This window comes from Acidithiobacillus concretivorus, from assembly GCF_018853445.1.
Classification (GTDB): Bacteria; Pseudomonadota; Gammaproteobacteria; order Acidithiobacillales; family Acidithiobacillaceae; genus Acidithiobacillus; species Acidithiobacillus concretivorus.
This window is the reverse complement of the sequence record NZ_JABELD010000065.1, coordinates 1-19,446: the sequence shown is the minus strand read 5'-3', so window position 1 is coordinate 19,446 and position 19,446 is coordinate 1. Positions and strand designations below refer to the sequence as shown.

The 19,446-nt window shown below is 49.4% G+C and carries 16 protein-coding genes, 1 tRNA gene and 1 pseudogene; 6 read left to right on the top strand and 12 right to left on the bottom strand.

Annotated elements, in window-relative coordinates; translation table 11 throughout:
• From priA to HJG40_RS09225, 4 genes are all read left to right on the top strand, one after another.
• On the top strand, positions 1–892 hold an 892-nt coding region (gene priA, locus HJG40_RS09235; RefSeq protein WP_215863916.1), incomplete at its 5' end, for a replication restart helicase PriA.
• Between the two features lie 84 nt (positions 893–976).
• Positions 977–1,297 (top strand): VpsR-related response regulator, encoded by a 321-nt coding sequence (locus HJG40_RS15110; protein ID WP_226857350.1) that lies wholly within the window; start codon positions 977–979, stop codon positions 1,295–1,297.
• Between the two features lie 29 nt (positions 1,298–1,326).
• Positions 1,327–2,364: a sigma-54 interaction domain-containing protein gene (locus tag HJG40_RS09230; RefSeq protein ID WP_226857349.1), complete on the top strand. Its 1,038-nt coding sequence runs from the start codon at positions 1,327–1,329 to the stop codon at positions 2,362–2,364.
• 105 nt (positions 2,365–2,469) lie between these two features.
• Positions 2,470–2,673, top strand: a complete 204-nt coding sequence (locus tag HJG40_RS09225) for a cold-shock protein (RefSeq protein ID WP_009564993.1) — start codon at positions 2,470–2,472, stop codon at positions 2,671–2,673.
• A 52-nt stretch (positions 2,674–2,725) separates the two neighbouring features.
• Here HJG40_RS09225 and HJG40_RS09220 read toward each other — a convergent pair whose 3' ends face one another.
• Both HJG40_RS09220 and HJG40_RS09215 read right to left on the bottom strand, forming a co-directional pair.
• Positions 2,726–4,594: a DEAD/DEAH box helicase gene (locus HJG40_RS09220; protein WP_215863915.1), complete on the bottom strand. Its 1,869-nt coding sequence runs from the start codon at positions 4,592–4,594 to the stop codon at positions 2,726–2,728.
• Positions 4,595–4,687: 93 nt separating this feature from the next.
• On the bottom strand, positions 4,688–5,311 hold the full coding sequence (locus HJG40_RS09215; RefSeq protein WP_215863914.1) for a hypothetical protein: 624 nt from the start codon (positions 5,309–5,311) through the stop codon (positions 4,688–4,690).
• A 122-nt stretch (positions 5,312–5,433) separates the two neighbouring features.
• Here HJG40_RS09215 and HJG40_RS09210 point away from each other — a divergent pair, with 122 nt between their 5' ends.
• On the top strand, positions 5,434–6,441 hold the full coding sequence (locus tag HJG40_RS09210; protein ID WP_215863913.1) for a sodium:calcium antiporter: 1,008 nt from the start codon (positions 5,434–5,436) through the stop codon (positions 6,439–6,441).
• Positions 6,442–6,510: 69 nt separating this feature from the next.
• Positions 6,511–6,586: transfer RNA gene (locus HJG40_RS09205), tRNA-Arg, on the top strand.
• A 14-nt stretch (positions 6,587–6,600) separates the two neighbouring features.
• Here the strand turns inward: HJG40_RS09205 and HJG40_RS09200 are convergent.
• From HJG40_RS09200 to HJG40_RS09160, 10 genes and pseudogenes are all read right to left on the bottom strand, one after another.
• Positions 6,601–7,287 (bottom strand): YoaK family protein, encoded by a 687-nt coding sequence (locus tag HJG40_RS09200; protein WP_215863912.1) that lies wholly within the window; start codon positions 7,285–7,287, stop codon positions 6,601–6,603.
• Between the two features lie 496 nt (positions 7,288–7,783).
• Positions 7,784–10,585, bottom strand: coding sequence for a bifunctional YncE family protein/alkaline phosphatase family protein (locus HJG40_RS09195; RefSeq protein ID WP_215863911.1), 2,802 nt, complete (start codon positions 10,583–10,585; stop codon positions 7,784–7,786).
• A gap of 208 nt (positions 10,586–10,793) precedes the next feature.
• The gene (locus HJG40_RS09190; protein WP_215863910.1) at positions 10,794–11,849 is read right to left on the bottom strand and encodes a phosphorylase family protein; all 1,056 of its coding nucleotides are present in this window, start codon (positions 11,847–11,849) and stop codon (positions 10,794–10,796) included.
• Positions 11,850–11,946: 97 nt separating this feature from the next.
• Positions 11,947–14,298, bottom strand: a complete 2,352-nt coding sequence (locus tag HJG40_RS09185; protein WP_215863909.1) for a TonB-dependent receptor — start codon at positions 14,296–14,298, stop codon at positions 11,947–11,949.
• Positions 14,299–15,230: 932 nt separating this feature from the next.
• Positions 15,231–15,971: an SDR family NAD(P)-dependent oxidoreductase gene (locus HJG40_RS09180; protein ID WP_215863908.1), complete on the bottom strand. Its 741-nt coding sequence runs from the start codon at positions 15,969–15,971 to the stop codon at positions 15,231–15,233.
• Between the two features lie 71 nt (positions 15,972–16,042).
• On the bottom strand, positions 16,043–17,410 hold the full coding sequence (locus tag HJG40_RS09175; RefSeq protein ID WP_215863907.1) for a phosphomannomutase/phosphoglucomutase: 1,368 nt from the start codon (positions 17,408–17,410) through the stop codon (positions 16,043–16,045).
• Positions 17,407–18,207 (bottom strand): uridine phosphorylase, encoded by an 801-nt coding sequence (udp, locus tag HJG40_RS09170; RefSeq protein ID WP_215863906.1) that lies wholly within the window; start codon positions 18,205–18,207, stop codon positions 17,407–17,409. Before udp ends, HJG40_RS09175 begins: the two co-directional genes overlap by 4 nt.
• Positions 18,204–18,326 (bottom strand): hypothetical protein, encoded by a 123-nt coding sequence (locus HJG40_RS15230; RefSeq protein WP_264317529.1) that lies wholly within the window; start codon positions 18,324–18,326, stop codon positions 18,204–18,206. The genes udp and HJG40_RS15230 overlap by 4 nt, the downstream gene beginning before the upstream one ends.
• Before the next feature lie 149 nt (positions 18,327–18,475).
• Positions 18,476–19,210, bottom strand: a complete 735-nt coding sequence (istB, locus tag HJG40_RS09165; protein WP_215863905.1) for an IS21-like element helper ATPase IstB — start codon at positions 19,208–19,210, stop codon at positions 18,476–18,478.
• Positions 19,200–19,446, bottom strand: a pseudogene (locus HJG40_RS09160) (IS21 family transposase); the annotation flags it as partial. The pseudogene HJG40_RS09160 and the gene istB, both read right to left, overlap by 11 nt.

The window sequence follows — 19,446 nt, the reverse complement described above, 5'->3', positions numbered from 1 at the left end:
ACCGGCCGTACTCTGCCATGATTGTGGCCATGTTCTGCACTGCCCACGTTGCAGCGCTGCACTTACCTGGCATCGTCACCAAGACCGCCTGCGTTGTCATCACTGTGGTTACGATTCCCTTTGGCCTAAAGACTGTCCGGAATGTCACAGCACTGCGCTGATCACTGCCGGACAGGGAACCGAGCAACTGGAAGAAGTCCTGCGCCAACGCTTTCCCGCAACGCCGGTCTGGCGTATTGATCGGGATGCATTACCCGGACGGGAGGCTTTTTCCGCCGTACTGGAACAGATTCATCAAAATCAACCCGCCATCCTGGTCGGCACGCAAATGCTCGCCAAAGGCCATCATTTTCCAGCCGTCACCCTGGTCGGCATCGTCAACACTGATCAAGGCCTATTCAGTGCCGATTTTCGGGCTCCCGAGCGCCTGCTGCAGATGGTGTTGCAAGTGGCGGGGCGAGCAGGTCGCGAAGACCGACCCGGACGAGTCCTTCTGCAAACCCACCTACCCCATCATCCCCTGATCCAGAAACTCAGTGAGGGAGACTATCAGCAAGCCGCCCAGTTACTCCTGGAAGAACGCCTGCAAGCCAGCCTTCCTCCCTGCACAGCCCTGACCCTTATGCGTGCCGAAGCCCATCAACGGGCAGCCATTCAGGCCTTCCTGGAAGCGGCAAAAGCCTGCGCTCCCGATTCGCTGGCAATCAGCGGACCACAGCCTGCACTGCTGGAAAGACGGGCCGGTTTTGAGCGCGCTGAATTGTGGATAGAAGCTCCCACGCGCCAGATCATGCAGAAGGCCCTTAAAACCTGGCTACCCTGCTGTCAGCAGCTGCCAGAAGCCCGTAGGGTGCGCTGGTTTGTCGATGTCGACCCGCAATTCATGCTTTGATTCCGGCGTGATTGGTAAAAACTACTATATATTGGGTATGCGTGAAATTTATGCGACACTCGTAACAAATTCGAAGGAGTACACATGCCCAAAAATGCCAAGCTCAAACTCTCCGATCCGTCGATAGAACGCAGTGTGTTGTATGTTGGTGAAAAAGAGATCATTGCTGACTCTACCGGAATATTGAAAGAAGAAGGCTGGGATATCATTTTTGCACCCTCTTTAGCGGAGTCTCCCCAATACGCCAGCAAAAGCGGCGCGCTGGTTGGCGTAGTCGGCTTCAGCCAGAAAGAGTTTGTGGATCATGCACATCGCGTCGAACTGATGCTCGCCCAGTCCACCCAGTTAAAATGGATTGCCTTAATCCCCCCAATGCCGCTGACCAACCGGCTTTCCGTCAGCTGATTGGTAGCGCATTTTATGATTATCACACCTTGCCTTTAGATGCCCTGCGTCTGTCCATTACCTTGGGACACGCATTTGGTATGGCAGAAATGACGGCCGATACCTTTCAGGGCGGGCAGTGGGATCTTCACCATCATCCCGAAAGCCAGATGGTTGGTGCCAGTGATCAAATGCAGAAAATCTATCAGGAAATTCGCAAAGTCGCTGGTGTAGAAGCGCCCGTTCTCATCACGGGGGAAAGCGGGACGGGTAAAGAACTGACGGCTCAAGCTATTCATGAAAGGTCCACTCGTAAAGAAGGCCCCTTTATAGCCGTCAATTGTGGGGCTCTCCCTGCCAACCTGATTCAATCAGAATTATTCGGGCATGAAAAAGGTTCTTTTACCGGTGCCCATGAACGCAAAATCGGACGCATTGAGTCCGCCACTGACGGAACCCTTTTTCTGGACGAAATTGGCGACTTGCCGATGGACCTGCAAACCAATCTGTTGCGGTTTTTACAGGAAAAAACCATTCACCGGGTTGGTGGTCGTCAGGATGTAGAAGTCAATGTCCGGGTGCTGGCTGCCACCCATATCAACCTGGAAGCAGCCATCAAGGACGGACGTTTCCGACAGGACCTTTACTACCGCTTGAATGTATTGCAGATAAAAATGCCACCCTTGCGTGATCGTGTGGGTGACATTCCGTTGTTGGCGCAATATATATTTACGCGCTTTTCGGATGAAAAAGCGCATCGAGTCAAAGGATTCAGTGAAGAAGCGCTTCATGCCATGAATCATTATGACTGGCCGGGCAATATCCGGGAACTCATCAATCGCGTCCGTCGAGCCATGGTCATGTGTGAAAAGTTCCTGATTTCACCGGTTGATTTAGGTCTGGAGCGGCGCACCAATTCACGCATGCAGGTTACCCTGAATGAAGCCCGTGATAGTGCCGAAGCCAGCAGTATTCGTGGGGCACTGGCACAAAGTCGCGGCAGCGTCAGTATGGCTGCCCGCCAGCTGGGCATTTCGCGAGTGTCTTTATACCGACTGATGGAAAAACACGGCATTTCCAAAAGCTGAATATACGCTAACAGACTGATCAGCATAGCAACTTGCGCATAGGCAGGTATATGCTATTCTTGAAAATAGCCGGTTGGGCTATTTTTGATTATTTTGGGGTGTGAAATGGCGGTTGGTACAGTAAAGTGGTTCAATGATAGTAAGGGATTTGGCTTCATTACACCTGAAGATGGTAAGGAAGATGTGTTTGTGCACCATTCCGCCATTGAAGGTACGGGTTTCAAAACCCTGGCTGAAGGTGAAAGGGTCAACTTTGAAGTCACTCGTGGACCCAAAGGTCTGCAGGCCGAAAAGGTCCGCCGGGCTTAATTAGGGCTCAGCGTTAAAACCGGATGTTTCGCGCATCCGGTTTTTATATTTTCTAACTCTCTCTCGTTGGCTTTTTGCGCTTGCCAGCCGTGCTACTACGCGGTTTAGCCTCACCTTTCGATGGCTTGGTCGTTGCCGACAAAATCTTTCTGGATGGTTTTGCGTCTCCCCCGGCACGCGCACGGAGTGCTGAAGACCGACGGGGTGCTCCCGATTTATCGCCTCCAGCTTCTTGCGGGGCAATTTGTAACGGCCGTCCCGCCACCCAGACTTTCTGCAAATGCTGCAAGGCGGCCGCAGGAATATCTGCCGGTAACTCTACCGTAGTGTACTCGCCGTGGATTTCCACCTTGCGGATATTGCGACTGGGAATCCCTGCTTCATTGGCAATAGCGCCGACAATATTCTTGATCTGAGCACCATGATCTTCGCCGACATCGAGACGAAAGCGCCGCATCGGCTGGTCATCAGCAAGAGGTTTACGGGGTGTACGGTTGGCACCGCGATCACTGCGCACTGGCCTTTCGTCATCGCCGCGCCGCCGTGAAGAGCTTGGCCGCCCTGATCCTGAGGACTCCGTACGCATGGGCCGGGTGGGTTCTTCAACCGGCACCAGTGGCCGTTCTTTTTGCACCATGTAGGCCAGGGCTGCCGCAATTTCACTGAGGCCCACGTCATGCTCCTGCTGATAATCGGCAATGAGCGATTCAAAAACCGACAAATCCTGAGCGTTGATGACTTCCGACAATTGGTCCTTGAACTGGATCATGCGGCGGTCAGCTACATCTTCGATGCTCGGCAGATGCATGGCCGTTATCGTCTGGCCGGTAGCCTTTTCAATAGCCCGCAATAAATGACGCTCGCGTGGTGCCACAAAGAGAATGGCATCACCGGTGCGTCCGGCGCGTCCGGTACGCCCAATCCGATGCACATAGGCCTCGGTATCATTGGGAATATCATAATTAATGACGTGGGTGATGCGTTCCACATCCAGGCCCCGCGCCGCGACATCCGTAGCAATCACAATATCCAGGGCACCGGATTTCAAGCGTTCGATGGTTTGTTCACGCAAGGCCTGGCTCAAGTCACCATTCAGGGCACCGCAGGCATAACCTCGTGCTTCCAGACGCTCGGCGAGTTCTACGGTCGCCGTTTTGGTACGGACAAATACAATCCAGGCATTGCTGTCTTCGACTTCCAGAATCCGGGTCAGCGCATCCAGCTTGTGGGTACCGCTCACTTGCCAGTAACGCTGACGAATAGTGGCCACGGTGGTCGTCGCCGACTTGATTTTGATTTCAAGAGGTTGCTTGAGATAGGTTTTCGCAATCCGGCGAATGGCATCGGGCATGGTCGCAGAGAACAAAGCCACCTGCCGACCCTCCGGCGTGTGCTGCAGGATGTCTTCTACTGCATCAATGAAGCCCATGCGCAGCATTTCGTCGGCCTCATCCAGAACTACCGCCTGCAATTGGTCAAGGCGCAAGGTTTTGCGGCGCAAATGATCCTGAATGCGCCCCGGAGTTCCTACCACTACATGCACGCCCCGCTGCAGTTGCTTCAGTTGCAAGCCCATGGATTGTCCGCCGTAAATTGGCAACACATGAAAACCCGGCAGAAATTTGGCGTAGCTTTGCATGGCCTCGGCAACCTGAATGGCCAATTCGCGCGTGGGAGCCAGAACGAGTAATTGCGGAATGCGCAGGCTAATATCAACGCGGCTGAGCAGTGGCAAGGCAAAAGCCGCGGTCTTACCCGTACCTGTCTGGGCGAGGCCAATGACATCACGGCCTTCCAGCAGCGGCGGAATACTTTGCTCCTGAATCGGGGAAGGCTGTTCATAGCCGATCTCCGCCACCGCTTTCTGCAAAGGTTCGGCGAGAGCAAAGTCACTAAAACGGAGATCAGATTGTTGAGACATGGACACACCCGGAAGAGAATTCAGGGTCCGAACTATACGCCAATTATCCCGAACTTGCAGTGTTTTCTTGTCGATAACTGCGGTTCGGCAAAATCAGTCGGCGTCGAGTGCCGCCTGCAGTTCTGTTTGAATCGCCAGATCTGCCCCAGGACCAACGGGCGTCCTGTCTGCCACAAAGGTATCTGTGAACGCATATTCAAAATGCACATCCTGAAGGCCGAGGCTGCCAAAAATGCGGGTTTCCCAGGAATGATCATCAGCATGGGCCAGCAAGGTCGGCCATTGGTCCGGGCTGGCACATTCGAGGATAGGGCCAAAAAAGATAGCACCCGGCTTGTTTTTCAGGCGTAAAGCACAACTGCCGGGGGTGCGGCCAGACATTGGCAGGAAATCAATGGTGCGCGTCAGGCGCAACTTGCTATCCAGGGCAATATCAATGGGCGCGTTCAAAAATTGGGCCTCGGCGGGCTGCGCCACCAGCTTGCAACCGGCCTGCTTCCAGAGCAACACATCCTGCGCCCCAAAATGGCTGGGCAAAAACAATATCTGCAGCGGTGCCAAAGCTTCCAGTGCTGCCTTCAATGCCTCGGTATATACCGGCGCGTTGACAAGAATGCCTCCGGCATCTTTATCGGCAATAAAATATACTGCTGGCTGTGCGCCCCCACCTTCTACGTGGTAAATATCTCGGTCGAAGAAACTGCACAACTTTTGCATAATCTGCTCCTGCCTCGGTCATCCCAGATGATGCTTGCAGTATAAACATAATCCACGCTGAAACTCATCTTGCGAGCGTTTTTGGTCGTTGTGGATGCAGACCACTGTGGCATAATCCGTCCATGAATATACTCCTGCTGATTGCTGCCCTGATCATCATCCTCGCCGGGGCCGAGGCGTTTACCAATGCCCTCGAACATCTGGGTGACCGCCTCGGCATATCCGAAGGGGTCACCGGTTCGATATTTGCCGCTGTCGGTACGGCACTGCCGGAGGCTATGGTCCCCATCGTCGCGGTATTTGCTGCCGCGTCGGGAAAACCCGCCCATCTTGGTGAAGAAGTCGGTGTCGGTGCCATTCTGGGCGCGCCCATGATGTTATCTACCCTGACCTTATTCCTGATGGCCGTTTTTGTGTCTCCGCAGCGGGGTTGGCAGGGTGCCCTGCAGCCAGAACCCAGCGGATTACGTCGTGATCTGGGATGGTTTCTGGCCGCTTTTGGCCTCTCCTGCGTCGCCTTGTTTGTACCTCACCATATTACCCTGGTACGGGTCGGCATCGCCCTGATTCTGATTACCCTGTATTTTTTGTATGTGCTGGTCACCCTACGCGCTTCAGCGGCCCTGGTTGCCGAGGGTCATGGCACAGAAGCTGGTCATGCCTTATACCTCAGCAAAACAGGTTTACCCGTGCAAATGCCGGTGATTCTGCTGCAGTTGGCGATCGGCTTGGGTATGATCGTGTTTGGTGCCAGTTTATTTGTGGATGGTATTGAAGGGTTATCCCACTGGCTGGGCATCTCGGCGCTGATCCTGTCGCTGCTGGTGGTTCCCATTGCCACTGAGCTCCCGGAAAAAATCAACAGCATCCTCTGGATTCGGCGTGGCAAAGATACCCTGGCCTTTGGCAACATCACCGGTGCGCTGGTTTTTCAGGGTAGTCTCCTACCTGCCATTGGCGTATTACTCACCCCCTGGTCGCCCTCCTTCCCCGTCCTGCTGGGAGCGGGACTGACTTTGTTGGCTGGCACTTATACCTACTTGCTGGTCATTCGTGGAGTCGTCCTGCGTCCGTATCATTTTGTGGTAAATGGTCTGTGTTATGCCACCTACTTTTTGGCCTTGACCTGAGCAGCTCAGGATATGCGAACAAACAAGGGACTCGCCGCTGGTATCCTGCTTTTGCTAGACTAGCCCCATGCCTCGGTAGCTCAGTGGATAGAGCAACCGCCTCCTAAGCGGTAGGTCGCGCGTTCGATTCGCGCTCGGGGCACCATATCGACACAATCTCTAATCAGAGAACGCCCGCGTACTCTTCCAGTGGCTTAACAACGCAATCCCAACTAGAAACACCGGCAAAACCATTGCGAGAGCAGGAATCTGGAAAAGAAAAAAAGCAAACAAAATTGCACCAACTAGATACGCGAATAGCGCAGCTAGCTGTTGACGCCAGGCAAAGGGAAGCGGACGTTTCTTGCGAAGATTTTCGACAAAAGTAATGACAATGCTGGTCAGGGTATTCGTGAACACGACAGAAGGAACGCCTGCAACATTAATCAGTCTCGCAGCCACACTTTGCAGCCCCATACTGAGCGCAGAAGCCATAATCAGGACATAGAGCCATACACCAACATCAGGAAAACCGACAAGCATCCAGACTAAAGCATAAATCCCCAAAAAAAAGGTCTCTATGCAGAGAAGTATACGTAATCCATAGAGATGTTCTTTCCACACGCTCCCGAGCGCAATGCCCACTATGAAACCCAGAAGTGCGGCCAGAGAATGAGTAGCTGAGAGCAGGTGTCCCTGGCCTACGGCAATACCAAACAGAGCCAGATTACCCGTCATAGCCGAGGTAAAGACCATGTGGAATTTGAGAAAGGCGACAATGTCTGCTCCACCAGAAGTGGCTGAGAGAAGGTGCATGGTCCGATCAGATTTCCCCAGGCGTTGGGGCGCAGAAGATTGCTTATTCATAAAATGCAGGGCATCTCAATATCCTCTTAACTTATTGCTCACAGTTGCTTATAGCGTTCATCACAATTAAATCTAGTGCGCGGACAGTATACCCGCATCAAATCAAAACTGGAGCAATATTAGCCGGATCGCTGAAGCTCTCGTCCCCATTTTCAACATGCCCTGCCATGCGCCAATGGTGCTGAGGAGTGGAGAAGATCAGGTCATACCAGTGGTGACTAGACTGCAAGTTCCAGAGAATTTCCTGAGTTTGATTTGCAGCACCCCCTGCGCTCGTACCTCTAAACATCCCGAAATAATGACAAGATAAGCTGTTCAGTTACCTTATGATGAACCCAAACACCTTGTCCAGAATGATCCGTGCAAACAACTGAGCGTAAAAAGCCAAAGAGAATCGAGTGGAAACAATTACCCACATTTCGATCTCCTTTCAATCGCTTCGTTCACCCGGGATTGTGGCGAGGCGATTTGCGGCATCCCCCCATAAAGCGGGGCTTCATTCTTTCTCGCCGGCTTGATAAGCGGCAAGAGGTGCGTGCTGTTTATCGGCATAGGCTTTTAAATAATGCATTTCCTTGTGCCACGTCTTAACGCCTTTTGCCGCAATCCATTCCTGCTTCATTTGTTCAGGACCGGGGACCTTGAGCAAGGTGGTGGGCGTATACGTGTTACGGGCACTGGGCGGAGGCAGACCCGCTCCATCGGCACTTTGATGCGCCTTATACCAAGCGTACCACTTGGAATCCGGGTGCAAATAATGGCCCGCAGCACCCGCTTCCCGGCGGAGCAGAGTATAGTGCGAGCATTTACCCGCATTGAAGGCTAAGGGTACCTGCATGGGAATAACCTTGGGAGTAGGCTTAAAATCTGGATGCCGAGTCCAGATCCCCGAAAAAACACTCGCATTTTGATCCCACTGAGACATGGGCGGCAACCCAAATACGGCTTCCGTGGTTTTCAAAATATTCACCTGCGAATACAAATTGGTTTGGAAATAACCGCGTTTTACCCAAGGCCCCATGGCGAGAGCAAATGTCCGATGCGCGTTGATGTGATCCGCGCCCGACTGCGCATCATCTTCTGTGAGAAACACTAGCATATGTTTCCATTGGGGGGTGGTGGACAGATAATGGATGAATTTGGCTGTGGCGAAATCATTGTTGGCCACATAATAGTTGGGCGTATAGTAACAAGGTTCACGTCCGGCCGTATGATCATCTGGCAGCCAGATGTAGATAAAATGCGGGAATTGGGCGCCTGGATGGGCTTTCAGCCAATTTACTGCCATTTTTTCCCGGTAGGTGTCGAGAAACATGCGATCCCAACCGGGAAAGCCCGTTGCCAAATGCTTTTTCATAGTCGTAGAAATGTTTCCAGCTTCCGATCGAGACACAAATTCTCCAAAATCCTCAAAAGATACGTGATGATTCAGAAGATCGTTGAAGAGAAACAAGCGCTGCGGATAGCTGATCCAGGGATTGGACCACTTCCCTAACACGGAAAGATTCTCGTATATGGCATAGGGGTTATCCACACCCAGCGGCATGCCTCCTGTGCCCGTTGCCCCACCCGGGACTAAAGATTGGGTCCAGCCGGGATTAGCTACCAGACCTCGCCCCGAATAGTATTCCGGCCAGGTACGCTGGACAAAATCCGAATCGGAGGCTGCCGTGGTCCATTGATGCCCCTGTGCGGTGACTTCGCCATCCGCCATAAAATTTACAAAGAGGGTGTAATGCTTCGCCAGATTATAGAGATTAGGTAACTCTTTGGGACCGTACAGATCGAGCTGCGGGTCAGCCCAAGCCCCCGCTGGTTTATAATCGCCCAAATCTTCGTCAAACGTTTTATTTTCTCTGAGAATAAAAACCACGTAGCGAATATGTTTGTGCAGAAAACGTGTCGTTTTGGCGTCCGAAGCCTCCCTGCTCTTTTGTTGTTCTGCCGTAAAACCATCGTTTTTCAGGCTCTGTTCTGTCCACGCTGGTAGTTTTTCATTCAAATCAGACAGTTTAATTTTTTGCACCGCGCCATCCATCATGTCACCTACCCATTGATGCTCGACGTTGGGACCAGAGCCGAACCCTTTGGCGGAGACCACATACAAATCCGATGCAGTATGCGTAATGGCCGTCGGATACCAGGCGGTGGGAATCAAACCCAAGGCCCTGCCCGTCTGATCGTCAAAAACCGCGACATCGTTATTTCCTGCATTGGCGACAAAAAGGCGCGTGCCGACTATGGTCAGGCCATCCGGATAAGTTCCCGGTGGCGCATCCGGATAGGGGCTATCGTCCAAAAATCCTTTAACGCGCAAATCTACTGTATTTACTTCGGCTATTCGATCAATATTGGCGAGGGCAACAAATACATCTGGTGAATGAGGTACTGCTGCCAATGCCGTAGGATGCACACCTGCCGCCGTGTTTTGGGGTCCAGTCGGCGGTCCAACCCGAATATCTCCAAGAAGCCGCATCTTTTCGAGATCCACTACCGCTACGGCATTACCACCCCACAGGCTAACCACCAGTCGCTTTCCATCATCCGCAAAAGTGTCTGCAAACGGATAGGGACCCACATTAAGATAACGGGTTTTGCCACTTTGAATGTTGATGCGCGCCAAGCTATTGGCCAGCATACCCGTCACATAAAGATGCTGGCCTTTAGGACCTACAGCAATGGCATCTGGGTAAAACAGCCTAGAGTGATCAATGTAGTGCCCTTGGTATTCATAAGGATACTGCGATTTAGGGAATGCCTGCCAAACAAGCGGATAACGGCGGAGTAATTGCGGCTTGCCATGAACCAGGCGGAGTGCAGCGACGTCTCCACTATCCCCCCCAGCGGCGTAAAGCGTCTGCTGTGGACCCACCGCCAATCCCTGAAAAAAGCTTTGATGGCCGATGACATTTCCATGCAGGTCTTTTGCATCCGTCGGCTCAGGCAGAGACCGGACACCCTGTTTGTAAGCCGCCATTTCTGCCAGCCGTTGCAGAGAACGCTGATCATACCAGGTAATGGTCTGGGCATAAGTTGCGCCATTGGCCAAAACGGCGATCTGTTGCCCGAACGGAACCGCTTGGGTTACAAAGTTAGGAGCACCGTTGACGGTACCCACGGGGCTGACAATACGTCCAGTAGGGAGGACATGAGTCACCCAGTCTTTGTTGTCCGCGACAATATGAATCGGGTCGTTTATGTTGCGGGTATTGGACGGGGCCTGTACATAAGCCAAGGCGCTCTGCGGTAGCAAAACAGAAGTCAATGCTAAGGTGGCACTAAGGACATGCCAATTCATATTTCGAATCATAAACTAACCTCGTATTTGCCTTATATCATAGTATGCAATCAATGTTGATATTGCAGACTTTGGAAAAATAATGTCCTAAAAAACTCAGAAGTCCATATATCAGTGATTGTAAAATAAATCCGTTATTGAAAAAGTCATTAATAACAAATCGTAAACAATATTAGATTGTTTAATAAAATAGCCATGGACTTATATTTTAACGAGCAACCCCATATTTTTTCGTCCAATCAGATACATAGGCTGGTGGCTTCATGGCTTTAACAAATTTTCTATTAGGCCAAGGGTCAGCAAATCCACCCGTGAAATTATAAGAGACTCTTTCATCCTTATCAGAAGATATAATTTTAATCATTTTTAACGCAATCAAGTTAGATCTTTTCTGTGCATACTCAGAACATTGGTGAAAATACTGATTAATTACCGTAGGCACGTTCATGGCTGCATCAGAAATAGTATGAATCTCAATAAAAGGAATCTTGTTCATTGTTGAAACCAAGGCAATAGGATAATTTCCGGCCTCATCGGCTTCATGGAAGATTTTGGTACTCTTTTTTATTTGTTTAACGTTACGCAACCATGCATCACCCGACCCTTGAGTCCCATAAGCAAGTACCCACGGCCTACGTCCTACCGGTGCGGATAAAATGTTAGCGGGCGTAAACCGAGCAACTTTTGTAGCTGCAACAGCAGCCAACTTCACTAATTCTGGGTCTGCATAAATATATTCGGGGTTGGGATTACCTTGCTTATAACCTTCATCATCAGATACCAATGAGCTAAACTGACCAGGAACAATTTTTCCATCGCTTTTGGTCATATAATTACTAAAATTAACAACTCTAGCACCAATCACCACATCACCCATGGATAAGTCCGGCAAATGCGATCCGGCAGTCCCTGGATCAATGACAAAAACAGGATCAAAGGTCTTTTCCATAAGATAAGTGTCTATAGCTGTGAGACTAAAACTACCAACTGGAGGAGGGGACGACAGGACCACAGATATCCCATAAATATCTCCTGTGGTGAACTTAAAAAAACCTTCTTTATAGTTTCTTTGGTTGTTCATTTTGGCAGTAATCTGAGCATAGGTATTTGGGCTTGATGGCAGAATGATACCAACAAATGACCGAGAGGTGCCCAAAACAGAATCCTTGAGAGCTAGTAACTCTGTATCAGCAGTGGAGCAAGACGAAAAAATAAACATACCAGATAATATAATCATATAAAAATATAATTTTATATTGCTCATAATCATCATACTCCATTAGTGAAATAATAACAGGCACAAGATGAAAATAATATAACGTCAAGTGCCTGCGGTTGAATCTTACGCTATAAAACAAAACTCACTGAAAGCGGAGACTGATATTACTACCTACAAAAACTGGAGCACCTGACTGGCCCTGTAAATATGAAAATGGCTTACTCATTTGCTCGGCGTATACCAGATAATTATTATTGAGAATATTATCTGCGTAGAGACTGAGCCTCAGAGATTTAATATAAGCCGAATTGATTGGCATATCATAAGACACATTAAAGTCTAGAGTATCATACGAAGGCAAGGTCAGACCTATTGTTTGCCCCTTGTTAGTTGCCATATATTGGCGACCAACAAAATGTCCCGTCAGCGCCGCATACAAGCCACCATGCTCATAGCGAACTCCAGCAGTAGCGGTATAAGTCGGAACATAGGGCCGGTATTCTCCGGGATACGACGTTCCATTCGTTCCGACCGAAAGGGTTGTGTATTTGGCACTCGTATAGTTATAGGTACCGAATAAAGATACGTCATCTTTAATCGGTACATCCAAACCTAAGGTAACCCCCTGGTATAAGGCCGCGCCATTGTTATACTCAAATGTCTGACCAGTTGCCGAATCGTAATATTCACTGAAAATATTGCTAAAATTCCTCCTGAAGACCGAAAGATTTGTGGAGAGCAGGCTGCTCTTATATCTTATTCCAGCGTCGTAACTTATATCACCCTCTGGTTGAACGCTAATTGCTGCAGGTGTAGGTGCCACACCTATAGCAGAGTAATAGGCGCTAATGTTTGGCACCTTATTTGTTTTACCCACACTGAAATATAGGTTAACGTCATGAATCGGGGTATACGAGAAACCTAATGATGGCTCCCAGAAATAATAAGTGTTATTTACATGCCCACCATAATTGTAATAGTAACCAGCCACATCATCACAGCCAGTTGATACGACATTATACTTTACCCCTGGATAAATATGTAACTTACCATTCATAAGATCTATATTATCCTGTAAATACACATAATTATAATTACGTGTATCATGTTCATTCCACGCATTATTGTAACCATCAATATTGGGGACTGGACTACTTCCATACCAGTACTCGGCACTATGATCTTGACTATAATCGACCATAGCTCCTAATTCTACGGTGTTATGTGGGGCAAAAAAAGTTAACGAAGGAATAAAACCCACGCTCTGAATATCGTCAATATAATTATGATATTGCGTTCCATTTACAGCGGATCCGAATTCCGCAACTGGGTCATAACTGTTATTTGTTGACGGTGGCGCTGCATAAGGTTCAAGATTCGTTCCTACTGGATAGCCCTGATATATGGCATAGCCGTAATAGTTAGGATCATAGTATTCGGAACTTGTAAAAGAAGTGCGATTTGCAGCCTGCTGCTGAATAAACACTTTTGTTTTTGCCATCATATATTGATTAAGCAAACTTTTCCAAGATAAAATGACATTTAGGGCATGAGTATTCGTAGCACTATAAGCCACGTTTAGAGGAGCCTGATAGGCCCGATTGCCGGCCAAAAGCGCCAATGGCACCAAAGATGGCTGCCGCGCCTGTTCCACGTTATAAACAGCAACCAGCTTGATTTGAGATAATCCGTTATTATAGGGTTGCACAATAGCTGCATAGTATGAATTGATATCAGCATATACATTATTCATGAAGCTAGGGGCATGTGTATACGAATATTTAAAGAGCATTTCCGTACCCGTACCTGGAAGTGCTCCACTATTTACAGAGAAACCGGTCGTATAATTTCCGCCCCTGTAACCATATTTTCCCCCAGATGCATTCAAGTCAACATAAAACTTAGAGGTTGGCATCGCAGGCTCATACGAAATAGTACCACCTAATGAGTTAATCCCGTTTTGGGATGGCTGATTCGCTCCACTGAACACTTTAACCGTAGAAATCTGTCCCATGGTTAAAGGCGTGTAGGCGTGATCATCCCCATTGCCACCAGCCCCACCGCGAAATGTGTTAATAATTGGGACTCCATCAAAATTTGATGCCATCTGGCTACTGGTGAAGCCTTGATAGGTAAATTCATTATCTGTTGCCGAAAGGTTCCCAGGTCCTTGCGATATGACATTCATGCCAGGAACATGCTTGAGCACAGATTGAAAGTTTTGCGCTGGTGACGCATGTTTGACAGTTTTCTTACTCACTGAAGTAACCGCTTTTTCAGGTGGAGCGACTTTTTTTACTGCTCCAATATCGGTGACTGCTGGAGTGCTTTGGGTAGGTGCCACTACCGCACTATCATCAGCATGAGCAAGACTTGCAAACACACTTAATGCTGCTATAACTGCTGTGGACAATAATTTAGTCCTCATTAATGGTCGCCGAAGCACTCCATTTCCATCCCATATGTCCATATCAACATTACATTTAGTTTTCATTAGTACATTCTCCCTCTGTTATATAACTCATTAAATCTAAAGCATAAAACCGCTTAAAATCCATCTATGTACAATCACTTCTTGTCACTGAACGCCTCATAAATACCTATAGATGCGCCGAAGTAATGCCTTATTTTAAAGATAATATTCATAATTGTGTAATCTTCTATAACATTATTCTTACTTTTAATATACCTCTCACTAACTTATCAAGCAGATCACTGCGGTGCCCAGATTAAGCCCTGACCATCGCTACTGATTATTGATCTTCTGTTTTCAGAAAGTATCCGAGATACTTGGCTAGTAATAAAGTGTTATTTATGTAACGTTGCATATCGTAAATTGCAACACTCATGAAATCGATGGCGGTAATATGCAGAAACTGTGTGTTTTCATGAGACGAGAAGAAACCATTTTATTAATCCTCCTTGAGAACTTTTCATGCAGTTAGGTCATATATGGGAAACTTGCTGTAGCGCTTAACTGGCCACAATCGACGTTCCCGCTCAGTCAGGATCGTCCATACCCAAAGACGTCTATGTATAACAGTGAAAAAGGCCGTTAACCGCGCGGTTTCGAGTTATTTAAAGGTTATCCCCTACATTCACTTAGCTTTCGTTATGGCATATATAAAGCATCATTATTAGCACAAAAAATTAATAAGCAAATATCATGCCATAATTTAAGATTCTAAGAATTTCTCGTATTTTTCATTAAAAACAATATGTTATCACAAACACAATCTACTGAAAATTAAGGTCCACCTTCATTCCTCATTTCTTAAGATTAAGAATATTAAGCATTCCGCACCAAAAAAAAGCGTTTGCATCAGAATTGCACTCTCGTTGTGCAAGCTTTCTCTGATTGCAGGGGTGTCAGACAGCCTTTCCCGGGGTTAAATTTTTGCCAACATTCTGCAACACAGCTCGCACTCATTTACGGGAAATTTTATCAATACGTGCCTGATCCAGTGGCCGAATAACCATATTATCAATGTTGACATGAGCGGGGCGCGTGACCACCCAGGCAATGGCATCTGCTATATCAGCGGCTTCCAGCGGTTTCATGCCGTCATAAACGCTATTCGCTCGCACAGTATCGCCACCAAAACGGGTCAAACTGAACTCTGTCTCCACAAAACCTGGATCAATTTCGGTTATTCGAATGGGTTTACCCAGCCATTCCAACCGCATCGTTTCGCTGATAGCTCGCACGGCATGTTTGCAGGCGGTATACCCAGCCCCGCCAACATAAGTTTCAAAACCTGCGACACTACCAATGTTGACTACATGCGCAACTTGACGACTATCCGCCAAAAGGCGGGGATATAACGCCTGACTCATCCTGACAAGCCCCAGAACATTGGACTGGTACATAGTCAACCAGTCGCTCTCATTCATGTACACTAACGGCTCCAAACCCAACGCACCTCCAGCGTTGTTGACCAGCACATGAACCTTGTTTGGCAACTCATCTACGAAATGTTGCACAGAGTTTTTCTGTGTAACATCAAGATGGAGTGCCGTCGCACCATATTTATCGGCCAGTTTATTCAGGCGATCCATGCGCCTGGCCCCAATGAAGACACGAAAACCTACCTCAACCAAAGCACGTATGGTCTCTGCACCAATACCCGATGAAGCCCCTGTAATAACCGCATTTTTCTGATTCATAAACAACTACCCTCGGTGAAGAGTCTATTAGAGAGTCCTGACTACGTTTCATGCCGCCGACAAAGTAAGCGCTACAAAATTGCCGACTCTATTAACCGGGATATGCGTTGCAGGGCTTCTGTATGCTTCGCCTCAAAGCGCAGGACTAGTGCTGGCTGGGTGTTTGAGCAGCGCACCAATGCCCAACCATCTGGAAACTCAATACGCAGGCCATCCAGCGTCAACAAATTTGCATCCGGGAACAAAATTGGCGCATCACGCAAAAGTGCTTCCATAATCCGCTGGGGTTTCCCTTCTTCCATTTCCAGCCGCTGTTCCGGCGTGCATGGCCATTCAGGTAGATCATCCAATAGGTTATTGCGTGAATTTTCATCCCCGTCGATGCTCGACAAAATTTCCAGTAGTCGCGCGGCGGCATACATCCCATCATCAAAACCAGGCCAGCGGTCTCTAAAAAAGAAATGACCAGCCAGTTCGGCCCCTACTGGCGCATCCAGCTCTTCCATTTTTGTCTTGATCAATGAATAACCGGTTTTCCACATAACTGGTTTTCCACCAGCTGCGCGAATCACATCGGGTAGCAGCGCTGACGATTTCACGTCGTACACGACTGCCGCGTCTTGATAATCCGGTAAAATATGTTTTACAAAAAGCATCAAAAGCCGATCTGCAAGGATCACCTTACCTTTGGCACTAACCACGACCATGCGGTCGCCATCACCATCAAATGCTAGACCTATATCCAGCTTTTCAGCGCGGACCAGCGCCACTAAATCCCTTAAATTGTCCTCATTAGTCGGGTCAGCAGGATGATTGGGGAAGCGCCCATCTACGTCCAGATACAGTCCGAAAACCGTACAGTTCAGCTTCCTAAAAAGCTCGGGGGCCACTATTCCTGTAACTCCGTTACCGCAATCCATACCAATGCGTAAGGGTTTCTGCAGACAAATATCTTCCACAACAAAGTGCTGATATGCGTCCGCGATGGAATGAGCAATGCCGACGCCCTTCTTTTCTGGTTGCATATATTCACGTGCTTGCAGGCGTTGATAAAGACGCTGGATATGTTCTCCATACAACGTTTGACCCATCATGACGATCTTGAACCCATTGTACTGGGGCGGATTATGACTACCCGTCACCATTACGCCACCGTCTGCACCCAAGTGTTGCACGGCGAAAGAGAGCACTGGCGTGGGAACCATGCCGACATCAAGGACGTCGCATCCAACCTTGCACAATCCACTACACAGAGCTTGATGAAAAGCCAACCCCGATAAGCGCCCATCTCTTCCCACGACAATGTTTTGTCCTCCGCGACTCAGGAGTTCACTGCCAATCGCCTTCCCCAGCTCTTCCACCAAATCGGGAGTCAGATCACAATCAACCACGCCACGAATGTCGTACTCCCTGAAAATGCCCGGAGGAACATTGATCATAGTGGCGTACCATGGGCTTTGTGGTGTAGCCGCACAGCATCTCGCGCCACAATGGCGAGACGTTCCTTAACCTGGGCATACACATTCGGCTGCACCGCTTCACTCTGGGTGCGCAGGGCAATCACGCCACATAGGGAGGCAGCGTGAAGCCCAAAAGTGCGAGCAATGATAAACAGCGCTGAACTTTCCATCTCAAAATTCAGCACACCCAATCGCTGCCATTCTTCCAGGCTGCCTTGTAGATGCTTGGGCACATAACCGGAGAAAGAATCATAACGCTCCTGCCCTGGCCAAAAGCTGTCTGACGAACAGCCTATTCCAGTCTGATAAGAGAAATTCTGGAGTTTTGTGGCTTCTACCAATTTTTGGGTCAGCGCAAGAGATGGCACTGCGGGATACTCTATGGGCGCGTAATGTCCTGAAGTTCCCTCTAATCGCACCGATCCCTCACTAATAATCAAATCCCCTAAATGCACATGGGGCTGAATGGCACCAGTCGTTCCCAATCGTATAAAGTGTGTCACCCCCAGTCGGGCTAGTTCCTCAATCGCGATTCCGGTAGAGGGTGCGCCGATCCCAGTGGACATCACCAAAACGGGGATATCATCTACATAACCTAAGGCCGATCGATACTCCCGATGCTGGGTCAGTTCACGGGCTTCATCCAGAAATGCGGCAATAGGATTCACCCGATCAGGATCACCCGGCAAAAATGCATACTTTGCTTCACACAACATCTGTGTGGATAAGCCGATGTGATACTGGATAGCCTTCGTATCCACAATAATTCCCGTCATAGCGCAGCCTCCCGACTCAGCAAATCATCCAGTAAGCTGCTGGCTCCAAAGCGCAACGTGCGGGGGGTAATAAAAGTTGTCCCCATCACGGCTTCAATTTGAGCAATGTAGGCGTCCATCTGTTCTCCTGTGCGCACGCCCCCAGCTACTTTTATCCCGGGAACCTGTTTGGAATGGGCATACTCTTTGGTCACAACAAGCAGATCAGCAACGGCTGTCAAACAGCGTTTAAAAATGACCAGGTAACAGCGTCTATTTTTGACCAGTTTTAGAGGGGGTGGATGCGACGTTTTTTGAACCGGTAAGAATCGTTTCCGGTCTCCAGAATATCGCAGTGGTGGGTCAGTCGATCGAGAAGCGCCGTGGTCATTTTGGCGTCTCCGAAGATCTTCACCCATTCTCCGAAGGAGAGGTTGGTGGTGATAATCAGCGCGGTCTGTTCGTAGAGTTTGCTGATCAGATGGAAGAGCAAGGCGCCGCCCGACTCCGAGAAGGGCAAGTAGCCCAATTCGTCGAGGATGACGAGGTCCAGGCTCTGCAGGGTTCTGACGAGGCGGCCGCCCTGGCCACGGGTTTTCTCCTGTTCCAGAGAGTTGACGAGATCGACTACGTTATACCAGCGTACCCGCTTGCTCTGGTCGATGGCGGCATGACCTAACGCCAGGGCCAGATGGGTTTTCCCGGTCCCTGTGCCACCCACAAGAATGAGATTATGGGCAGACTCCAGGTATCCCCCTTGGGCCAGCGTGCGCAGGTGTTCTTCGGCCAAGGGGCTTTCCGTGAAGTCAAACTCATCCAGACTGCGCTGCAGGGGGAACCGGGCTATACGTCTTTGATAACGCAGACTGCGGTAATGGCGGTCCTGTTTTTCGGCATCAATCAGGCTGGACAACCAGGAAACCGGCTCTGTGACCGGCCCGGGTTGCGCGGCCCATTCCTGGTAGGCGGTCGCCATGCCGTACAGATGCAGATCCTTCAGAGAGAGGGCTAGTTCAGTGGACATAAGGCTTCCCCCGCAAGGTATCGTAGCGACTGCAATCCGCCGTTGGCTCTTCTTTCAGATGCAGGGCTTCTGGAGTCTGCTGAGGCGGTGGTGGCAGCGGATGCGCCAGACGGTGTACCAGATTGAGGATCACCGTGACTGTAACGGTTCTCTGCTCCAGGGCCATGGCGCAGGCAGTCTCCAGTATGTCCATGCCATGGTCTCTGGCCGCCAGTAAGACTTCTACAAAAGCCTTA